This is a genomic window from Wolbachia endosymbiont of Folsomia candida (assembly GCF_001931755.2).
In the GTDB taxonomy this organism is placed as follows: domain Bacteria; phylum Pseudomonadota; class Alphaproteobacteria; order Rickettsiales; family Anaplasmataceae; genus Wolbachia.
In genome coordinates this window covers 370,283-389,275 of record NZ_CP015510.2, presented here as the reverse complement: position 1 = coordinate 389,275, position 18,993 = coordinate 370,283, and the positions used below count along the sequence as shown (strand labels likewise).

The 18,993-nt window shown below is 34.6% G+C and carries 20 protein-coding genes and 2 pseudogenes; 18 read left to right on the top strand and 4 right to left on the bottom strand.

Annotation, left to right across the window (positions count from 1 at the left end):
- Window positions 1-30 precede the first annotated feature (30 nt).
- The 8 genes and pseudogenes from ASM33_RS01850 to ASM33_RS01815 all read left to right on the top strand — a co-directional run.
- Window positions 31-1,035, top strand: a pseudogene (locus ASM33_RS01850) (phage tail tape measure protein); the annotation flags it as partial.
- 50 nt (window positions 1,036-1,085) lie between these two features.
- On the top strand, window positions 1,086-2,561 hold the full coding sequence (locus ASM33_RS01845; protein WP_157956338.1) for an IS4 family transposase: 1,476 nt from the start codon (window positions 1,086-1,088) through the stop codon (window positions 2,559-2,561).
- Complete coding sequence (locus ASM33_RS01840) at window positions 2,554-3,945, top strand: phage tail tape measure protein (protein WP_110409301.1); 1,392 nt, start codon at window positions 2,554-2,556, stop codon at window positions 3,943-3,945. Before ASM33_RS01845 ends, ASM33_RS01840 begins: the two co-directional genes overlap by 8 nt.
- Window positions 3,945-4,292, top strand: a complete 348-nt coding sequence (locus ASM33_RS01835; RefSeq protein ID WP_110409302.1) for a phage tail protein — start codon at window positions 3,945-3,947, stop codon at window positions 4,290-4,292. The genes ASM33_RS01840 and ASM33_RS01835 overlap by 1 nt, the downstream gene beginning before the upstream one ends.
- Entirely contained in the window at window positions 4,289-4,495 is a 207-nt protein-coding gene (locus ASM33_RS01830) for a tail protein X (protein WP_110409303.1), read from the top strand. The genes ASM33_RS01835 and ASM33_RS01830 overlap by 4 nt, the downstream gene beginning before the upstream one ends.
- Window positions 4,495-5,451, top strand: coding sequence for a phage late control D family protein (locus ASM33_RS01825; RefSeq protein ID WP_110409304.1), 957 nt, complete (start codon window positions 4,495-4,497; stop codon window positions 5,449-5,451). Before ASM33_RS01830 ends, ASM33_RS01825 begins: the two co-directional genes overlap by 1 nt.
- 54 nt (window positions 5,452-5,505) lie before the next feature.
- On the top strand, window positions 5,506-6,045 hold the full coding sequence (locus ASM33_RS01820) for an ankyrin repeat domain-containing protein (RefSeq protein ID WP_110409305.1): 540 nt from the start codon (window positions 5,506-5,508) through the stop codon (window positions 6,043-6,045).
- An 87-nt stretch (window positions 6,046-6,132) separates the two neighbouring features.
- The gene (locus ASM33_RS01815; protein WP_110409306.1) at window positions 6,133-6,372 is read left to right on the top strand and encodes a hypothetical protein; all 240 of its coding nucleotides are present in this window, start codon (window positions 6,133-6,135) and stop codon (window positions 6,370-6,372) included.
- Here ASM33_RS01815 and ASM33_RS01810 read toward each other — a convergent pair whose 3' ends face one another.
- Window positions 6,373-6,888, bottom strand: coding sequence for a phospholipase D family nuclease (locus ASM33_RS01810; RefSeq protein ID WP_110409307.1), 516 nt, complete (start codon window positions 6,886-6,888; stop codon window positions 6,373-6,375).
- Here ASM33_RS01810 and ASM33_RS01805 point away from each other — a divergent pair, their 5' ends adjacent.
- The 10 genes from ASM33_RS01805 (at window position 6,889) to ASM33_RS08645 (ending at window position 15,121) form a co-directional block, all read left to right on the top strand.
- Entirely contained in the window at window positions 6,889-7,815 is a 927-nt protein-coding gene (locus ASM33_RS01805) for a patatin-like phospholipase family protein (protein ID WP_110409308.1), read from the top strand. It begins immediately after the preceding gene.
- A gap of 31 nt (window positions 7,816-7,846) precedes the next feature.
- Entirely contained in the window at window positions 7,847-8,764 is a 918-nt protein-coding gene (locus ASM33_RS01800) for a DNA-methyltransferase (RefSeq protein WP_110409309.1), read from the top strand.
- Between the two features lie 352 nt (window positions 8,765-9,116).
- A complete protein-coding gene (locus ASM33_RS01795) occupies window positions 9,117-9,356 on the top strand; it encodes a hypothetical protein (RefSeq protein ID WP_110409310.1) in 240 nt (79 codons plus the stop codon).
- A 34-nt stretch (window positions 9,357-9,390) separates the two neighbouring features.
- Window positions 9,391-10,221 carry an ankyrin repeat domain-containing protein gene (locus ASM33_RS01790; protein ID WP_110409311.1) on the top strand — a complete coding sequence of 277 codons (831 nt, stop codon included), beginning with the start codon at window positions 9,391-9,393 and terminating at the stop codon, window positions 10,219-10,221.
- Between the two features lie 24 nt (window positions 10,222-10,245).
- Window positions 10,246-10,503, top strand: a complete 258-nt coding sequence (locus ASM33_RS01785) for a helix-turn-helix domain-containing protein (RefSeq protein WP_110409312.1) — start codon at window positions 10,246-10,248, stop codon at window positions 10,501-10,503.
- 31 nt (window positions 10,504-10,534) lie between these two features.
- On the top strand, window positions 10,535-12,586 hold the full coding sequence (gene ligA / locus ASM33_RS01780; RefSeq protein ID WP_112477197.1) for an NAD-dependent DNA ligase LigA: 2,052 nt from the start codon (window positions 10,535-10,537) through the stop codon (window positions 12,584-12,586).
- A 54-nt stretch (window positions 12,587-12,640) separates the two neighbouring features.
- Window positions 12,641-12,889, top strand: coding sequence for an XRE family transcriptional regulator (locus ASM33_RS01775; RefSeq protein WP_110409313.1), 249 nt, complete (start codon window positions 12,641-12,643; stop codon window positions 12,887-12,889).
- A gap of 547 nt (window positions 12,890-13,436) precedes the next feature.
- Window positions 13,437-14,348: an Rpn family recombination-promoting nuclease/putative transposase gene (locus ASM33_RS01770; RefSeq protein ID WP_110409314.1), complete on the top strand. Its 912-nt coding sequence runs from the start codon at window positions 13,437-13,439 to the stop codon at window positions 14,346-14,348.
- A 189-nt stretch (window positions 14,349-14,537) separates the two neighbouring features.
- Complete coding sequence (locus ASM33_RS08650) at window positions 14,538-14,657, top strand: pyrimidine dimer DNA glycosylase/endonuclease V (protein WP_237342937.1); 120 nt, start codon at window positions 14,538-14,540, stop codon at window positions 14,655-14,657.
- 224 nt (window positions 14,658-14,881) lie between these two features.
- On the top strand, window positions 14,882-15,121 hold the full coding sequence (locus ASM33_RS08645) for a hypothetical protein (protein ID WP_237342936.1): 240 nt from the start codon (window positions 14,882-14,884) through the stop codon (window positions 15,119-15,121).
- 145 nt (window positions 15,122-15,266) lie between these two features.
- Here the strand turns inward: ASM33_RS08645 and ASM33_RS01760 are convergent, their stop codons facing one another.
- From ASM33_RS01760 to ASM33_RS01750, 3 genes and pseudogenes are all read right to left on the bottom strand, one after another.
- Entirely contained in the window at window positions 15,267-16,163 is an 897-nt protein-coding gene (locus ASM33_RS01760; protein WP_110409315.1) for a hypothetical protein, read from the bottom strand.
- Window positions 16,164-16,590: 427 nt separating this feature from the next.
- A pseudogene (locus tag ASM33_RS01755) lies at window positions 16,591-16,764 on the bottom strand (IS110 family transposase); the annotation flags it as partial.
- A gap of 9 nt (window positions 16,765-16,773) precedes the next feature.
- Complete coding sequence (locus ASM33_RS01750; protein ID WP_110409269.1) at window positions 16,774-18,867, bottom strand: recombinase family protein; 2,094 nt, start codon at window positions 18,865-18,867, stop codon at window positions 16,774-16,776.
- Between the last annotated feature and the right edge of the window lie 126 nt (window positions 18,868-18,993).

The following is an 18,993-nucleotide window of genomic DNA, read 5'->3' as shown; positions in this document are numbered from 1 at the left end:
TTTATGGTCGAAAGTAGCCAAGGAGTTTAAATGTCAACATTATCAATAAAAATAGGAGCTGTCTTAGATGGCAGTTTTAATGCTGCAATAAAGGGAAGTAGCGGTCAGCTCTCTAGTCTTGGTGAAAACATCAGGCGGCTTGATTCGTCTTTAAAGTCAGTGTCTAAGTTCAAACAATTGGGTTCTGATATTTTGGCTAGCAAGAAATCCTGGAAAGGCTTTGAAGATCAGGTAAAATCCTTAGCTAAGCAGATCAAAGCAGTAGAAAAACCAAGTAAAACTTTAAAAGCCGAATTTGATAAAGCTAAAGCGTCTGCAACAAAAGCAAAAGTATCTTACCTGAAAAAGAGAGATTCACTGCATTCCTTAAATGAAGAAGTAAGGAAGAGTGGAACAAATATTAAATCCTTAGTGAGAGATCAAAACAAACTTGGTTCATCTCTTGAGATGCTGAGAAGTAAATACAGCAAACTGGGATCTGTAATCAGTCAACAGCAAAGTATCTCAGCAAAAAAAGCACATTACAGATCACAAGTAATAGGAATGATAGGTTCATTACTCTCAGTTGCAGTTCCAATTAAAATTGCAGTTGATTTTGAGTCTGCTATGGCCAATTTTAAGGCAGTGGTAAGATTTTCTCTTGATAAAGAAACCAATAATAAGATGATCATGGAACTTGGACAGGAGTTAAAGAAATTATCCCGTGAAATACCAATATCAGCTTCAGAGTTGGCTGAAATTGCTACAAGTGGTGGACGGCTTAAATTTTCAAAGGATGAGATTACTCAATTTACAAAAGCAGTAGCAAAAATGGCAGTAAACTTTGGTATGACAGGAGAAGAAATAGGAAGTGCTACTGCCACACTTTCCAATATTTACGGAATTATGCCTGAAAAAATTGAAGATCTCGGAGACACGCTAAATCACCTTGCAAGTAATACTACTGTTGACGCAAAAGATATGATGTCAGCAATGACTGTGGCTGGAGGAGCTGCAAAACAGTTCGGATTAGATGTTCACCAGACTGCTGGTCTTACTTTTACCCACAAATATAAAAAAGCTAGTAAAATAGCAAATTCATATATTTGATAAAGGGTTTAAAAATGTACGGAGTAAATACAAATACGCAATATACTGATAGCTTAGGGGACAAATGGCTAGAAAGAGAGTTGAGACATGTTAATCTGGGAGATATAAGGCTTAATAAGAGGCTTATTACAACAAGTTATCTTATAGAGCGTAAGGCATCTGGATCAATTAATCAAAGTTGTGGTGGATGGAAAGAAGCTAAGGGCGCGTACAGGTTGTTTAGTAATGAAAAGCTTGAGGCCGAGAAAATTTATTCTTCTCATCATAAAGAAACAGCGGAAAGGATAAAAGGAAATAAGCTTATATTTTCAATCCAAGATACTAGTTATTTGGATTTTGACTCTCATATAAATACCAAAGGGCTAGGCAGTATTTCTAAAGCTTATACAAAGCATAAAAAGGGTTTGCTGCTGCATAGTGCCTTAATGGTCAGTAAAGAAGGATTACCTTTAGGTTTATCTTCTCAACAGTGCTGGGCGCGTCCCGCTAGAAAAGAAGAAACAGCAAAAGAAAAAGCAAATAGGAAATACCGTACTTCTATAGAGGAGAAAGAAAGTTATAAGTGGATAGCAGCACTAAAAGAAACCATAAATAACGTTTCCAAAGATGTACAACTTGTCACTCTTGGTGATAGGGAAGCAGATATCTTCAAATTTTTATGGATAGCTGAATCATTGGGTAGTTTTTATGTAATCCGTAACCGAGCTAATAGAAAATTTATCTGTACTGAAGAGGGAAAAACAGATTTGCAAACACGCATAGCTCAACTTCCGGTAAAAGAGAAAATCGTCTTGGAAGTTGCTAAAAACGGGCACCAGAAGTCAAGAAAAGCAAATATTGAAGTAAAATATATGAAAGGCTATATACCTATCAGAGCGCCTTACATTTATGGGTCAAAAGATACAGCACATAAAATAAGTGATAAAGTCGCTGTATATGTGGTAAGCGCAAAGGAAATGGATCCTCCTAAAGGAGTTGAAGCTATCGATTGGACTTTGTTAACTAATGTACCAGTTAATAGCACTTTAGATGCCATAGAAAGGATAAATTGGTATAAGCTACGATGGAAAATTGAAGAATACTTTAGAATTTTAAAATCAGGATGTAAAATAGAAAGCTCTCGTTTAACTACAAAGGAAAGGCTACAGAAATTAATTGCTATAAAGAGCATTATTACATTTAAAATTTTATATTTAACAAAAGTGGCTTTATCGCATCCTATGGAGGCTTGCACTAAGGTTCTAAGCAATGAAGAGTGGAAAGCTCTTTACATACGTGAGCATCAAGTGGCCACATTGCCCGAAGAACCTCCAAACATAAAACAAGCTATTATTTGGTTAGGAAAATTAGGTGGGTTTATGAATAGAAAAGGTGATAATTTACCAGGAAGTATGACTCTATGGCGAGGCTATGAAAATCTTAGAGAGAGCATGGTTATGCTTCACATAATAACTTCTCAAAGTTATGGGTAAAAGTAAGACTGCTGGTTTAGTGAATACCTTCATTAGCTTAGGAAAACAGCCTAAAAAGGCAGCAACAGTGATAAGTGATATACTCGTTAAACTACAAACTGCAAGAAATCAAGGTCCTGAATTTATAGGAGCACTAGAGGAAGTAGGAATAGATATTGATGAGCTTGAGGAGAATATTAAGAAAGATCCACAAGGAACACTTCTAAAAGTTTTTGAAGCCTTGAGAAACGTACCTGAAGATGAGCGTCCTGATATTCTCTTGAGACTTTTTGATTCTGGATCTCAAGATGATATAGCACTAATAGTTGCAAACTTAGAAAAATATAAAGAGGTGCTAGGGTTACTAGGTGATGAAAAAGAACGTGTAGGCTCGTTAGGCAGAGAATTTGAAGATCGTGTAAGTACTACAGCAAAACAATTGCAACTACTTAAAAATTCAATGGCAGAAGTAGGAATGAACTTGGGATCAGTCATGCTACCTACTTTAAATTGGATAAGTGGTTTTTTAAGATCTATAACCACAGGTATAGCTTGGTTTGCAGAACAGTGTCCCATTTTGACTACTGGAATTATGAGCATCATTTCAGCCTGTATCCTCTTGAAGATTGCAGTAGTGGGTGGTGGTTATGCATTCGCTTTACTTCAAGGAGGTGCTTTAACTTTAAAAGCTATTTTGTACGGACAGCTCGGACCAGCGCTAATGTGGCTATCAACAACAATAATTCCTGCTGTAGTTACGGGCTTTAGAGTGTTAACAGCGGCAATGATCAGTAATCCTATAGGAGCTGTTGTTGCTTTACTTGCAACCGGTGCAATTCTCGTAATTAGTAATTGGGAAAAAGTGAAAGACTTCTTTGCTGGTCTTTGGGAATATATAAAATCGATAATAAAACCAATCGGTGAAGCTTTTTCATGGCTAGGAGATACTATCAGTAGCATATTTGGTGGAGTTTCTGAGAATAGCCCATTAAAAGAATTTGAAAAGATGGAGAGTGTTGTTTCATTAGTCGATGGAAAAGTTGGCAATGCACTTTCTAAAAATAGCGTTTTCAGTGATGGAAATCCTTTACTCAATAATAATGTAGTGAAAGAAATCTCTGAAGGTAGTGAAAATAATATTAAGTTCAAAAGTATCATAGAAGAGAAAAGATCTGTGGAGGATTATCATCAGGAAGAAGCCGAAAAAGCATTTAAGGAGCTTATCAAAAACAAATTTGAAAGCAAAGAATCAAAAACATATGACCAAACATTCAATCAGACGTTTAATATAAGTGTCAAAGCAGAACCTAATCAAGATATACGTAGTATTGCAAATGCAGTAATAGAAAGGTTAAGAGAACAAGCACGTGGTGCGCTCTTTGACACCATAGAAGAGATGCATTAATGTTACTTGGGCAATGTAAGTTTGAGCCAATAAGCCTGAGATACAGTAAAGAACAGAGGTGGCATACAATTGAATGTATTGAAAAAACGTCATTGCAAAATATTGGTTCAGGAATTGAATGCATTGATTTAGCAGGAGTAATTTATCCTCATCATCGGAGTGATGGCTTAGAACAGTTGAAGAGTATGCGTAACACTCAAGAACCACACGTTCTAGTTGATAATTCAGGCAATGTACTTGGAAATTTTGTTATCACCAATTTGGAAGAGAAACAGACATCGTTTTTTCCTGACGGACGGCCAAGAAAAGTTGAATTTCAAATAAAGTTAAAAAGTTATAATAAATGATTTACTATACTACCAAAGAAAATGAAATGCTAGATTATATTTGCTGGAAGCACTATGGATATAGTAGCGGAGCAGTGGAAGAAGTATTACTTGAAAATCCTGGTCTTGCAGAGTACGGTAGTTTCTTACCGGCGGGACTAAAGATTAAGCTTCCTATAATTCAGAAAACATCACAAGAATCTGTAACAAAAATTTTAGAATAATGAAACCAGATTTTGACATAATAGCAGAAGATAACTCAGTAACAGAAGCTTTAAAAAAGAGCTTAATATCATTACGCCTTACTGATGAATCTGGGACTACGAGCGATGAAGCTGAAATACATATCAACTACGGGAGTAGCGCTTTAGAGCTTAAAAGTGAATTAAAAGTTTTTCTTGGGTATAAGGAAACAGATCTGGTACTTATGGGAGTTTATACGGCAAGTGAAATCACGGTGCAGTGCCCTCCACAGACTTTGAGGGTAAGGTGTCTTGCTGCAAATTTTAAAAGCTCACTAAAGGAAAAAACATCAAGAGTGTGGAAGGACATTACTTTAGGTGATTTAGTGAGAGAAATAGCACAGAAACATGGATACAAAAGTAAAGTTGCTGAAAAATTTGAAAACGTACTTGTACAATATAAAAATCAGACAAATGAAAGTGATATAAACTTTTTAAAAGGGTTAGGCAGAGAACATGATGCATTAGTAAAGCCTGTGGGAGGATGTATAACTTTTATTTCAAGAGGAGAGGGGAAATCAGTAACTGGTAAAGTATTAGGTATAACATTATTAACACCTAAAGATGTAATAAATTGGAAAGTAAATTTTAATGTACGTAATAAATATGGATCTGTGACTGTAAAATGGTATAGTTATGAAACGGGAAAAACTACAGAAGAAAAAGTAGGAAATGAAGGCCCAAGTTATTCAATACAAGATCCTTACTCTACAGCAGAATCAGCAATTAGTGCAGCAACTGCTAAGTTAAAACAACTAAAACGTAGTACATCAAATTTAAATGTAACTGTTCCTGGTAACCCTGCACTTTTTGCAGAAGCTAAGATCAGCCTTTCAGGGTTTTGTCAGGAGATTGAAGGTGAGTGGGTAATTAATAGAGCGGAACATATCTTAGATAGTAAAGGGTATCAAACTACAATAGAGGCAGTGCAAGGCTAGTTAAAGAAAATTTAAGCAAATTACAATCTAATGCCAAAAATAATATGATTATATATGAACAGAAATTTAAGGAGAATTCTTCGAGCAAGCTCAACAGGTCAGTATGATGTACCAATTTTCCTGATAGTATTAGTAATATGTGTTGCTACTATATATTCTTTGTTATTTAGTGGAGAGAGTCTTGATGAAATTGATAGAAATTTACGAGTTGCAACTAAGAACTGTGATTTAGAGGCTGTTGAACCCTTGATAAAAAAGAACGTGAATACTAAAGGTTCTTTAAGTATTAGTGAAAGAGCATTACATTATGCTGCAGGAGAAGGGTGCTTAGAAATTACCAAGTTTTTATTAGACGAAGGGGCTGATATAAATGCTATTAGTGGAGCATTACATGAAGCGGCCAGAGGGGGACAATTAGAGATAGTGAAGCTTTTATTGGAAAAAGGAGCTAACCCTCACCTTCGTGACTGGAAAATGCAAACTGCAAAAACTGCAGCAGTAAGAAAGTTTCTTAATCATCCTAACAGAAAAAAGCCTTACAGAGAAATTATAGACATACTTCGTGATGCAGAAAAACGATACGAGTCCAAGTAGTAACTACCATAACTAAAGTATAGGGAGTGAATATATTTCCCTTCTTATTAATCATTATAACTAATTCATTTTATAATCAGGAAAAACATGCAAAACCAAAACACAGGGAAAATCCCAATTACAGTAGTCGTTACTATGCTAATCCAAACAATAGGAGTTATATGGTGGCTAGCCAAGCTAGATTTACGGGTTCACATACATGATAAATTCATAGAGCAGAATAACGGATTGACTGTAACGGTATATCGTCTTGAAGAGAGAGTAAAAAATCTTTCTGAAGAACTTGATGAGTTTAAAGGGCAGGTTTCAAATAGTAAATGGAAGTGATCATTCTTCTATTGGTTGATAAGGATTGGACTGTAATTGACGTTTCTGCCAATTTTCCACATATTGCTCAACTAATGGATGATTGCCAGTAATAATCAGCAAATTCTCAGCATTTCTTCCCTGCGCAGAGTAAGTAAAGTTGAATGAACCAGTTATTATTTTTCGATTGTCAATTATCATTAACTTGCTGTGTGCTATAGCTGGTTTATAGTCGATCCAAATTGGGATTTTTTGTTGAAATAGCTCATTGATAACACTGTATTTCGATTGAATTTGTGATTCATCTAGAATAACTTTCACATCAATACCACGCTGTTTAGCCATAATAAGCGATTTTGCAATTGGCTTGGAAGTAAATTCATAGGCCTGTATCAGTACAGATTTTTTAGACTGATTTATTTCGTGAATTATCTGATTAGCACAATTTCCGCCAGGAGTAAAACAAACCGTGATCTTTGGGCAAATACATCCAGATAGAAGTGAACATATTAATAAAAATAAAATATACCTCAACATATGACCAAATTTATTCTCTCAGTCGATGGTGGCGGAATCCGAGGAATTATACCAGCAATAATATTAGCAGAAATAGAGCGTAAAACAAATAAACCTATTTCCCAAATATTTGATTTAATGGCTGGCACTTCAACTGGTGGAATAGTTGTTGCAGGGCTATGTAAGAAGGATGGAAAAGGGAAACTACAGTATTCAGCAAGTGATTTAGTTGAGCTATATAAAGAATACGGATCCTATATTTTTAAATCTTCATTTTTAAGGAAAGCGATTACTTGGCTGAATGGTGCAGAGTATTCGAATAAAAACATTGAACTTGTGCTTGATAAGTATTTTGGTGAGATGACTCTTGCTGATGTTACAAATAACTTATTACTTACAAGTTACGATATTCACAATAACTGCCCTTTCTTTTTTAAGAGCTGGAAGGAAGATAGGAAATTTCTCAAGCTAAAAGATGCACTAAGGGCTACAACCGCTGCTCCTACTTACTTTACCCCAAAATATCTCAAAATTAACCAAATTGAAAGAGTATTGGTGGATGGAGGTGTATTTGCCAATAACCCTGCTGCCTGTGCATATGCAAGTTGTAGAAAGTTATTCCCTGATGATGAGATAGTGCTGTTTTCAATTGGTGCTGGTAGGCTATCTAACCCCATTAAATATATTAACTCAAAGAGATTTGGAAAGATAGCTTGGGTAAAACCGCTACTAAATGTAATGTTTGGATCGAGCCTTGATATTGTCAATTATCAACTCAATAATATAATTGAAGATAAGTATTTACGTATACAATCACAGCTAAGCGTAGCATCACCCGACCTGGATAATGCTGGAACTAAAAACATAAAACTCCTGCAGCAAGAGGCGCGAATGATGATTGAATGTAGTCAGAAGATAATTGATAAATTTTGTAATATCGTAAGTTAAGGCTGGAAGTCATTTTCAACTATAAAATTAAATGAACGCATTAGAAAAATTCACATTTAATGCTAAACCCATATATACTACAAATAGAGGAGCTGCGTATTGTGGAGACTCTATTAATCTACTGCCACAACTCCCAGACAATAGCTTAGATCTTGTAATAACCAGCCCACCGTTTGCTTTGCAAAGAAAAAAAGAATATGGAAATGAGTCTCAAGCTGAATACGTTGCATGGCTTAGTAAATTTGCAAAATTAGTATATAGAAAACTTAAAGATACTGGTAGTTTTGTACTTGATCTTGGTGGGGCTTATGAAAAAGGTATGCCATTGCGAAGCTTATATAATTTTAGGGTGCTTATACATCTCTGTGATGATATAGGATTCTTCCTTGCCGAAGATTTTTATTGGTATAATCCATCTAAGTTACCAAGTCCAATTGAGTGGGTAAATAAGAGAAAAATCAGGGTAAAAGATTCTGTTAATACTGTATGGTGGCTCAGCAAAACCAAGTGGCCTAAGGCAGATATCACAAAGGTACTAGTGGAATACAGTGACCGCATGAAGAAACTTATTGAGGACCCAAAGGCATATTATACTCCAAAAAAGCGACCTTCAGGACATAATATTAGTAGTAGCTTCAGTAAAGATAATGGTGGATCCATTCCATCAAATCTTTTACAGATTTCAAATTCAGAATCCAACAGCGCATACCTTTCTGCATGTAAAGAACTAGGTATAAAACAGCATCCTGCTAGATTTCCTGCCAAATTACCTCAATTTTTTATTCGATTTTTAACACAGCCTGGAGATGTTGTTTTAGATATCTTTGCTGGGTCTAACACAACTGGCGCTGTATGTGAACAAGAGGGTCGCTACTGGCTAGCGTTTGAGGAAAATAGAGAATATCTTGCTGCGTCTGCTTTGAGGTTCAGAAAAGAAATAATATATTAATGGTAAAGAGCAAGTATTAAAGTCTTATTTGAGTTCACTGAGCAGAATTTAGAAGCAAACTACTATTTTCTCTAGATCTGAAATGGGCTGCCAAAAATCCCAAATACCCAAAGCACATTTAATCAAATAACAAAGCTATTGGTGCCTTTTGCAAATTAACATAAATTTTTTTACCTATTTTATATTTATTAAATACTTCTCTATTTCTATTTGCATATTAATACTAATTATTAACTTTCTCGACTAGAGAGAATTAATTTATTTACCTTCTAACTAAGGTTGCATGTCAGTCAATATTTTGTTAATATCTATCACTGTAAACTATAACAGTTTGGTAATAATGTGAGGTTATATGCAAAATAAGAAAATTGTACAAGATAATGATCTTTTAGTTGGTATAAAACAGATCTTATATAGTTTTTCAAAAAGTGTAAGGTTTGAGAATGAAGGATTGAAAAATGAACGAATGCCTTCTTCTAAAAATATTGTTTTCAACGCAAGTAATTCGGAAGAAGGACTTAACTATCATCTTAATCAAAAATTCTTAAGTTATCCAGAACGTCTGAGTCCATTTAACGTCCTAGGGCGCTAGCAACAAATTACAGACTTTAATAGTGGAGGCTAGTATGGATATTGATAAGGAGTTAGTGGCTATAGTCAGAAAAATTAAGAGGGATAGAGTACTTACGATACTTTCACTTCCTTTTTACATCATTACAAGCATTGTTGTTAATACTAAACTTGGTATAAAATGTCTACGTTTTGCTTGTAAATGGAATTGCAAAAGGGTTGTTAATTTCCTCGTTTTGTGCGGAATAAACGTTAATGCAAAGGATAACAAAGGCAATACTGCTGTTCACTTAGCAGCCCAATATGGATACAGCAATATTCTTGAGGCTCTAATTATAAGCGAAGGAAATGTTAATGCTAAAGATATCTACGGCAGGACACCTCTTTTCCTTGCTGCATTATATAATCATCAGGAAGCTGTTCAAACTTTACTGCAATATGGAGCTGATATAAACCATCAGGATAATTGCCTAAATACTCCTTTTCATATAGCTGCAAAGTGTGGGTATGACGGAATACTGTCAATGTTTATAAAAAGAGCTAGTTGCAATATTAATGACTTAGATGGAGATTTTTATACACCATTACATTTAGCGGTTGCCCATGGTCATAAGTCAACGGTAGAAATACTGCTACGGAATAGAGCTAACGTTAATGCTTTAGGTGGTAAACACTGTTGTACTCCACTACATGCTGCGGTTATGAACAATAATAAAGAAATGGTTGAAATACTGCTAAGTAAAGGAGCAAATGTTTGTGTAAGAGCTGATATTGAAGGCCATTTGACTGCACTTGATATAGCGGTTGCAAAGAATAATAAGGAGATAGTGGAGCTATTATTAATACATAGGGGGATAGTAAAAGCAGGAAATAGTTATGGAATATAAAGCTGAATTAGAGAGGTATAATTTATGATAAAGGTAATTAGAACAAATTTCAAAACAGAGTTATTCAATATTATCAAAAGTGTAATCGAAGAAAACAATTGGACACAACAAGAAGCTGCAAATGTGCTGAAACTTGACCAACCAAAGGTATCCTCGATTGTAAATTTGAAAACAAAAGGGTTTAGCGTAGAAAAGATTTTCACTCTTCTGTCTAGGCTAAATTGTGATGTAGAAATTATGGTAAAAAGGAGAGGAAATTTGGATAAAGGAAGTCACTACTAAATTATGGAAATAAATTAATGTGGGGTAAGTCATGAAAGATATTAATAGCGCAATAAAATTAAATAATAATGGTTCAGCTGATTTAAAAGTAACACAACAACAGGAATTATTTCAATTGAAAGAGAAAATAGCACACCATAACTTGTTGTATTATCAAAAGAACAATCCGGAAATTACAGATGCTGAATTTGATGAATTAAAGAAAAAAGCAGCTAAAATAGAAGAGCTGTTTCCAGAATTTAATGAAAACTCTCTAAGCAATGTAGGTGCTGAACCTGATTCGAGGTTTGCCAAAGTACAGCATATAGTACCAATGCTTTCATTAGGTAATGCTTACAATCGAGAAGACATAGAGACATTCTTAACTAAGGCGAAAAAATTCTTGAATATTGATGAATTAGAGGTAATATCTGAACTAAAAATTGACGGGCTGTCATTTTCTGCAATTTATGAGGATGGAATTTTTGTAAGAGCTGGAACTCGTGGTGATGGTTATTTTGGTGAAGACGTAACAAGAAACATCTCAACTATAAAAGATTTGCCTAAGTTTTTGCCAGGCTTGAAGGGGAGATTGGAAATTAGGGGAGAAGTGTACATTGCTAATGAAGACTTTATAAAGCTCAATGTGAATAATGATTTTGCCAATCCACGTAATGCTGCTGCAGGTTCCTTACGACAGTTGGATTCAAATGTTAGTGCCAGCAGACCGCTTAAATATTTTGCATATTCTTTGATTGGTGGAGAAGAAAAGACCCAATTTGCAGTATTAAATAGATTAAAAGAACTTGGGTTTTGTGTAAATGAACATCAACTCTTAGCAAACAGTTTGGATGAAATGTTACAGTTCTATAGTAGGATATATAATTGCCGTTGTGATTTAGGGTTTGACATAGACGGTTTGGTTTATAAAATTAATAATCTAGGATTACATAGCAAATTAGGGAATACCAATCAGTACCCAAGATGGGCCATAGCTCATAAATTTCCTGCTGCTTATGGTAAAACTAAAATTGAAAAGATAATTGTTCAAGTTGGACGTACTGGCATTTTAACACCAGTTGCTCAATTAGCCAGTATCAATATCGGAGGGGTATTAGTCAGTCGAGCAAGCCTTCATAATTATGATGAGATAAAACGCAAGGATATAAGAGAGGGAGACGTTGTCACTGTAATTAGAGCTGGTGACGTGATACCTTATATTGCTGGAGTCGATAAAAGTGCTCGCTCTTCCAATGCACCTGAATTTGTATTTCCCAAAATTTGCCCTGAGTGTGGTAGTCGGACAATAAAAGTTGAAGAAGAATCAGCTATAAGATGTTCCGGCGAATTTACTTGCAAAGCTCAACTTATTGAAAAGTTAAAATATTTCGTTTCTCAAGAAGCTTTTAACATAGTCGGCCTCGCTGATAAGCAGATCGAGTTTTTCTATAATATTGGCCTTATTCAGCAAGTTTCAGACATATTTATGTTAGAAGAAAAATTAAAAGAGTTTGACTTGGAAACATATAATGGATGGGGACCAAAATCTATAGCAAATTTGTTGAATTCCATTAATAGTAGAAGAACAATCAGCCTCGATAAGTTTATATGTTCACTAGGCATTAGGTTTATTGGACAGTATGTGTCAAAATTGCTTGCGGATTACTATGTTTCCTTTGAAAATTGGTACAACTCTATGGTCAAACTACAAAGCTACGATTCTTTTTCTGAGCTCAATGAGATAAAAGGCGTAGGTGAGAAAATTGCCGAATCTATAAGATCATTCTTCTCCAATCAGCAAAACGTAAATATGTTAAATAATCTTGTGCGCCACCTGAAGATTACCCCAGCTGATAACAATAAACGTAGTGCAGCCATAAGCGGTAAGGTGGTTGTTTTTACTGGTACACTTTTAACCCTAAGTAGAACCGAAGCAAAAGAACAAGCTGAATCTCTGGGTGCAAAGGTAAGTTCAGGTGTGAGCAGCAATACAGATTTTCTAGTTGTTGGAAATGAGCCTGGTTCAAAGTACAAAAAAGCAATGGAGCTTGGTATAAAAGTGCTCAGCGAGGAAGAGTGGTGCGAACTAGTTAATTCTCATTGATTTATATAAAGTTTCTGTTAATTTAATATTAATTTTGACATAATAACAAGATTAATGGAAACGTTAAATACTACTAACGCTAATACAAAAGAAATATTGGTACAAATGATAAATAAAGCAATAGATGATAACCAATGGAACAGTAAAAAAGCCGCATATGCATTACAAACCCCTCTTGCAGATATTTCTCTGATTAAAAGATTAAACACTGCAAACTTTTCATTGGATAAGCTTCTTATGCTTTTGGTAAGACTAGATTTTGAAGTTAAGATTTTAATAAATAGTAAGAAAACAACTTCATAACGCTAGCATAAAACCATGCGAAAATGGAGAATATATTTACCGGGCTTATAAGTGGATTTATAGAGGTAATAGCAAAAGACAAGAGATTGACCATCCAAGCCTAAAACGGTGTTCTAATGGCGCGTAAAACAGTCAGTTTAAAAATGAATACACCTGAAACTTGAAATTAGACATAAATTTACTATTAATGAGAGCTGCAGCTAAATATTATCATCTATTATAGCAACAAACACCGCTTTCTATTGAAATCTTTCTGCTAAAAAAAGTTGAATACTATTTTCAAGTATTTTATAATAGAAATGTGGCAGATTAACAAGCCTGTCCTCTCGATGGTAGGTAATCGTTATTGAGCGTAAAGGCTCTTGTTTTTTAGGAGGTTAATCTTCCACACTGAAAAAATGAATTTGCTTATTAGGCTTTTTAGCTACTTTGCAGAGCTACTTATAAAAATGATGTTTGTCTAAGTTAAGCAAGAAACACAACAAAAACGTTGAACATTTATCATAAATGATGTATAATTATTAATGGTTTTTCAGGTATATTGGCCATGGCTATTTCTAAGTTTCTAGACCCAAAATGTGATCTAACCTTTAAGCGAATCTTTGGTACTGAAAAAAATCAAAATATTCTTATCCATTTTTTAAATGATATTTTGGGGTTCGGTGAGGAAAATGCAATACAAGAAGTGGAGTTTCTTAGTACTATTATGAATCCCGAGATTGCTTCTGATAAACAAAGTATAGTTGATATTCTTTGCAAGGATTCAAGTGGTGCGAGATATGTTGTTGAAATGCAGGTTGCTAGAGATAAGGGTTTTGAAAAACGCGCTCAATTATATGCTGCTCAAGCTTACTCAAGACAATTAGATAAATCTGGTAATTACATTGATTTAAAGATAGTTTATTTCATAGCTGTTTCCAATTGTAACTTGTTTCCTGAAGAGATTGATTACTTATCTACTCACAATATACGCGATATCAAAACCAATGGACATTACTTAAAAGATTTGCAGTTTATCTTTATTGAGCTACCTAAATTTCCTAAAAGTGAAGTAGAGCAACTAGAAAACATAGTAGAACGTTGGTGTTATTTCTTTAAATACGCAGAAGATACAACAGATGAAGACCTAAAGAAGATTGCTGAACAAGCACCAATAATAAAGTTAGCGTACGATGAATTAGATAGGTTTAGCTGGGATAAAAAAGATCTAGCAGCATATGAAGAAAGAATTTTGAGTGTACAGAAAGAGGCAGCTATTTGGGAACAACGGCTTGATGATGCTAAAGATGAAGGCAAAAAAGAAGGTAGGGAAGAAGGCAGAGAAGAAGGTAGAAAAGCAGAGAAAATTGAAGTCGCAAAGGCAATGCTTATTGATAGCATGGATGTCGATACAGTTGCTAGGTTAACTGGATTACCTATTGATGAGATTAAGAAACTTCAAAAAGAAAGTATCCATTAAATTTGCAATCAATTTTATTCGTTAACCATACTGATATATAAAAATCTTAATTTTAACTAGAACGGAAATAACTTATTATTAAATACATACAAGTCACAGAAGAAAGAAGCAGAAAAAATTGAAATAACAGCAGATTTATTTTGAATTTGGCATACCTACTTGATATAATAGATTAAGCTAAAGTGAGGTATGATGAATATTTTTATATTACATGAAGACCCAGTAATTGCAGCGCAAATGTTGTGTGATAAGCATGTGGTAAAGATGGTGTTGGAAACTGCTCAATTATTAAGTAGTGTTTTTGGGTAGCAAAAGAGTCAGGTCCGTTAGTAAGCATTACAGATAAGAGTATATCAGTTCCATATAAACTTACTCACAAAAATCACCCTTGTTCTGTATGGGCAAGAGAATCAAAAGAAAATTTCGATTGGTTAATAACCCACGGAAAAGAATTATGTAAAGAGTATACTTACCGGTATAAAAAAGAGCATAAGTCAGAAAAAGTAATAGATTGGTGTGATAGTAATAAAAATTTGCTCATTTTTCAATCAACTGATATGCAAGCTTTTGTACAAGCACTACCAGAGCAACATAAATGTAATGATGCTGTAGAAGCTTATAGAAAATATTATCTGCAGGAAAAAATGAGATTTGCTAAATGGGAGAAAGGCAGAGCAAAGCCGGATTGGGTAACAGAGCAACCTACTACGTCAGTGTCTGATGTCAAAGTTGCGGCAACTCATCAAGCTATAGAGAGACCAAAAAGAAGGTAGAGAGGAAGGTTAAATGAGAGCTAAAGCAACAAGCTCACTTAGTCCAGTACATGTATAGATGTTATATAGCTATGCCTTTCCCCTGATGAAATACAAAAATTGCAAAAAAGACTCTTTAGCCACTTCAGCGTGAACGTTATCCAAGTTATTGAGCTACTGTTCTTAGCAGTTGTTTCACTAGCCTTTTCCTTTCATCAATTAAATCAACTGACTTGATGTACTTTTCTTTAATTTTCTCCATTTCCTTTTCCCGTTCTTTAATGCTATCACGAATGACTTCAGTTGAATATTTACTTTTTCCGCTTTCAAGTTCTGATTTTAATCTTCTGATCTTATATTCCAATCCGTCAAATTTTTCATACTTTTTTAGAAGCTCAATCATACTGCTTATTTCAGAAAGTAGCTCTTCTTCCTTTGTCTTTTTTGTAATCAAAGAAAGCAGAAACTTATCTATTTCATAGTCAACCTCTGACCGATTTGCAAATAACTCTATGGGATCTTCGTCAAACTTAAAATCACACAAAAATCTGCAAAACCCTATCTTCCTTTCAAGGTAATTTTTCATATCCTTCGAAAGATTCAACTCTTCATAACCCTTTGATAGCAATTTTACCAAACCCTTTAGATCTACCTTTCCTTCAAAATCACTCGACAGTAGCACTATCAATACGTGTTTAACCAACTCAACATCATCTGATTTGATTGCTTGGTAAAGCGCTTCTTCTTTATTTTCTCTTAAGTCGTAGAGTTTCGATGAATCACCAAGACTAAACAGATAATTGGTTAACCCATCTCTCTCTACTACGATATTTGCTTCCTTAAGCGGATTTTCATCGTCAAAGGATTCAAGCAACTCTTTTTCACTTACTTCTTCCATTGCAACTGCAGCCTCACTCAGTTTTTTTAGCTGATCAATGTCGTTACTTTCAATTGCTACTTTTGCTTCCTCCATTACCTGCCTATAAAGTTCTTGTTTCCCTTTATTATTCAAGCTTTCACAATGTTTTTTGACTTCTAGAGATGTCTGCAATAGTAATTTCATAGTTAATCCTTAAATCTTACTACAGTAACTTATTTTCAGCAAAGCTCCTATGATTGTTGTCAATTATAAATTTCATATTTTGTAAAATCTTTAAAAACCCAGTTATTTTTAAGTGTGTAGAAAATTTCTGTCAGCAATTTCTCAGCAGCTCTAAATTGCATAAAAGTCAATAATGATTTTTTGCATTACCCAAAACATTTTCTGATATAAAATTCAGCTCTAATACAATTTTTTATTTATTACTGTGCCATCTGATTCAATCAAAAGTTGTTTCATTGGCAACAAAAACACCAAGTTTTTAATTAATCTTTTTTAAATTAATGTAGCTAATGAATATGTGTATAAGTATGTCCCCACATATTTTAAGTACTTATGCACATATTCATTAGCTTATAAAACTAAGGTTCCATATTTTCCTTCACGATTATTATCCAATAAAAAATTCAAATTTTGTGAAATCTTTAAAAATCCAGTTCTTTTTAAGCGTATAGAAAATGGTTGTCAGGAATTTCCTAGCAGTAGCAATAATGGCCTTAGCAGAACCACGCCTTTTTTTCACATTTTCATAGAAACTTTTCAAGTAAGGACTATAACGTATAGCACGATAACTTCATAATACACCTCCTTCAATTTGTTTTTGTGATTTCAACCTTGCAATTGCTATTTTAGAAGAGCTCTCAATACGTTTTTTTAACTCCAGTTCTTGTTCTAAACTTATCGATATCCAGAACCTTTCACCAATACGTCGTGCATTAATAAACTTACGTTCAATCCAATAACGTACTACGTAATGACTGACATTGAATTTTTCTGCAACTTGTTTCACTGATAACTCTTCTTCAGATTTTTGATTACATAGTGCTGGGATCTTATGTTTAAATCGAATCCATTTCATACTTTTTATAGTAAAAGGATTACCTTTATTTGTTGTCAGCCCCTCTTGGTTTAACAAACTAATAATTTGTTCATCAGTCATTGTTTTCGATAGCTGTCTTATCCGATCAATTATATCATCTGAATGCCTCCATCTGTCATAGGATTTTTTTGGCAATTGCACCTCTAAGTCCTCTATAGCATTTGTTTGCCAGCGTATATGTAGTACTGCTTTTTGTTCACTACGTAGTTTTTCAACAGTAATATCCTTAACTAGAAGTCGTAAAATACGCTTTCGATCTCTTGCACTTGTTGATTCTGCATTCCATAAGCGTGGTAAGTCCTGAGCTAGTGCCAACACTTTCTCTTTTTGTTGTTTTGTAGCTGTAAGTACATCATTTTTCTTATATTCATCATATTGATTCTGTGCTTCTTCCAATGCTATTAAAGCTTCGTTCCAACGTTTCTCCAATGTTCCAGCTACTAGGCGATTTGATGGGTCTACTTCTTCATAACGTCTCTGTGCCAGTTGTACTTCATAATCTGCTCTTTTTATCTGCATTTGCCATTGTTTATCTAGCATGTGACCTCGTTGCTCCAATTCTTCAAATGCTTTTACGGCAATCTCAATTTGCGCAGGTTCCATGACTTCCAATACTCTTTTTACGATAGCTTCATCCAGAGGATTTCCATAAACAGAAAAACAACTCTTACTATCTTCTCCCCACTTCTTTTTCCAATTACATTCATAAACAGCAAGAACACCACCTTTGCTCTTATACCTTACAGTAAGACGACAGCCGCAGTAACTACAAATTAATAATCCCTGCAATAATCCCAATCCTTCTCGTACTGCTGTAGGTAGCATATTCTCTTCTCCACTGGTTTGATTATTTGCTAAAACCTTTTTATTTGCTACATATTCTTCCCACGTTATATAACCTTCGTGGTGGTTTTTTATCATTGTATGCCAGGCTTCTGTCGGTAGGCGAACTACTGTTGTCTTGACCAATCCAGTACTTGATAATTTTTTCTGATATTTAAAGCGACCATAAACATAAGCTCCAGCATAAGAAGGGTTTTTTAATACTGAACATACCCTAGAATGTGTCAGTGCTCCCCATATTAACTTTCCTTTCCAAATACCACCATATGCTCGTTTTGGAAACTGTATTTTGTTCTTACCAAAATGATGTACTACTCCATAAGCACTGCCCTTTTCTTTAAATACTTTAAACAATAATTGAATCACACTTCTTACTTGCTCATTATCGTCAAATCTAGTATTACCTTCATCATCATAGCAAAATCCTACTGGGAGAGGAAATCGAAGCTCTCCTTTCTTAGCCTTATTTACCTTACCTCCTAAAAGTCTAGCACGGATGAAATGCAACTCTGCGTGTGATATCGTTCCTTTTAGCCCAAGTACCAATTGGTCGTTGAAGTCATTAGGATTGTAACAACCATCTTCATCTATAATCAATGTATCTGTTAAAGCACATAATTCCAGTAATCTATGCCAATCACTGCAAGATCTAGATAATCTCGACGCTTCCAGTACAAACACGGCTCCTACTTTTCCCATTGATACATCAGCAACTAATATTTTAAAATCTTCTCGATTATTAGCTTGAGCTCCTGAAATCCCTAAATCATCATCTAAAACTCTTATGGCATTCTGAGACCATCCCATTTGTTGCGCTTTATCTTTCAGTTTATACTGCCTTTCAGTACTCTCCTGATTGAGCCTTACCTGTCCCATTGTTGATTGCCTTAAATAAACGTATGCTGGTTTTAATATATGGTGGTTCTGAATTTTGTGTGCTGTCATTATTAATATCCTCCGTTTTAATCAATTGTTGTTCCACTATTAAATACTCATGCAACATGTTTGCTATACAAATAGCTATCCTGGTAGCATCTACTGATATTACGGAGGTTTTTCCTTCCAATGGCA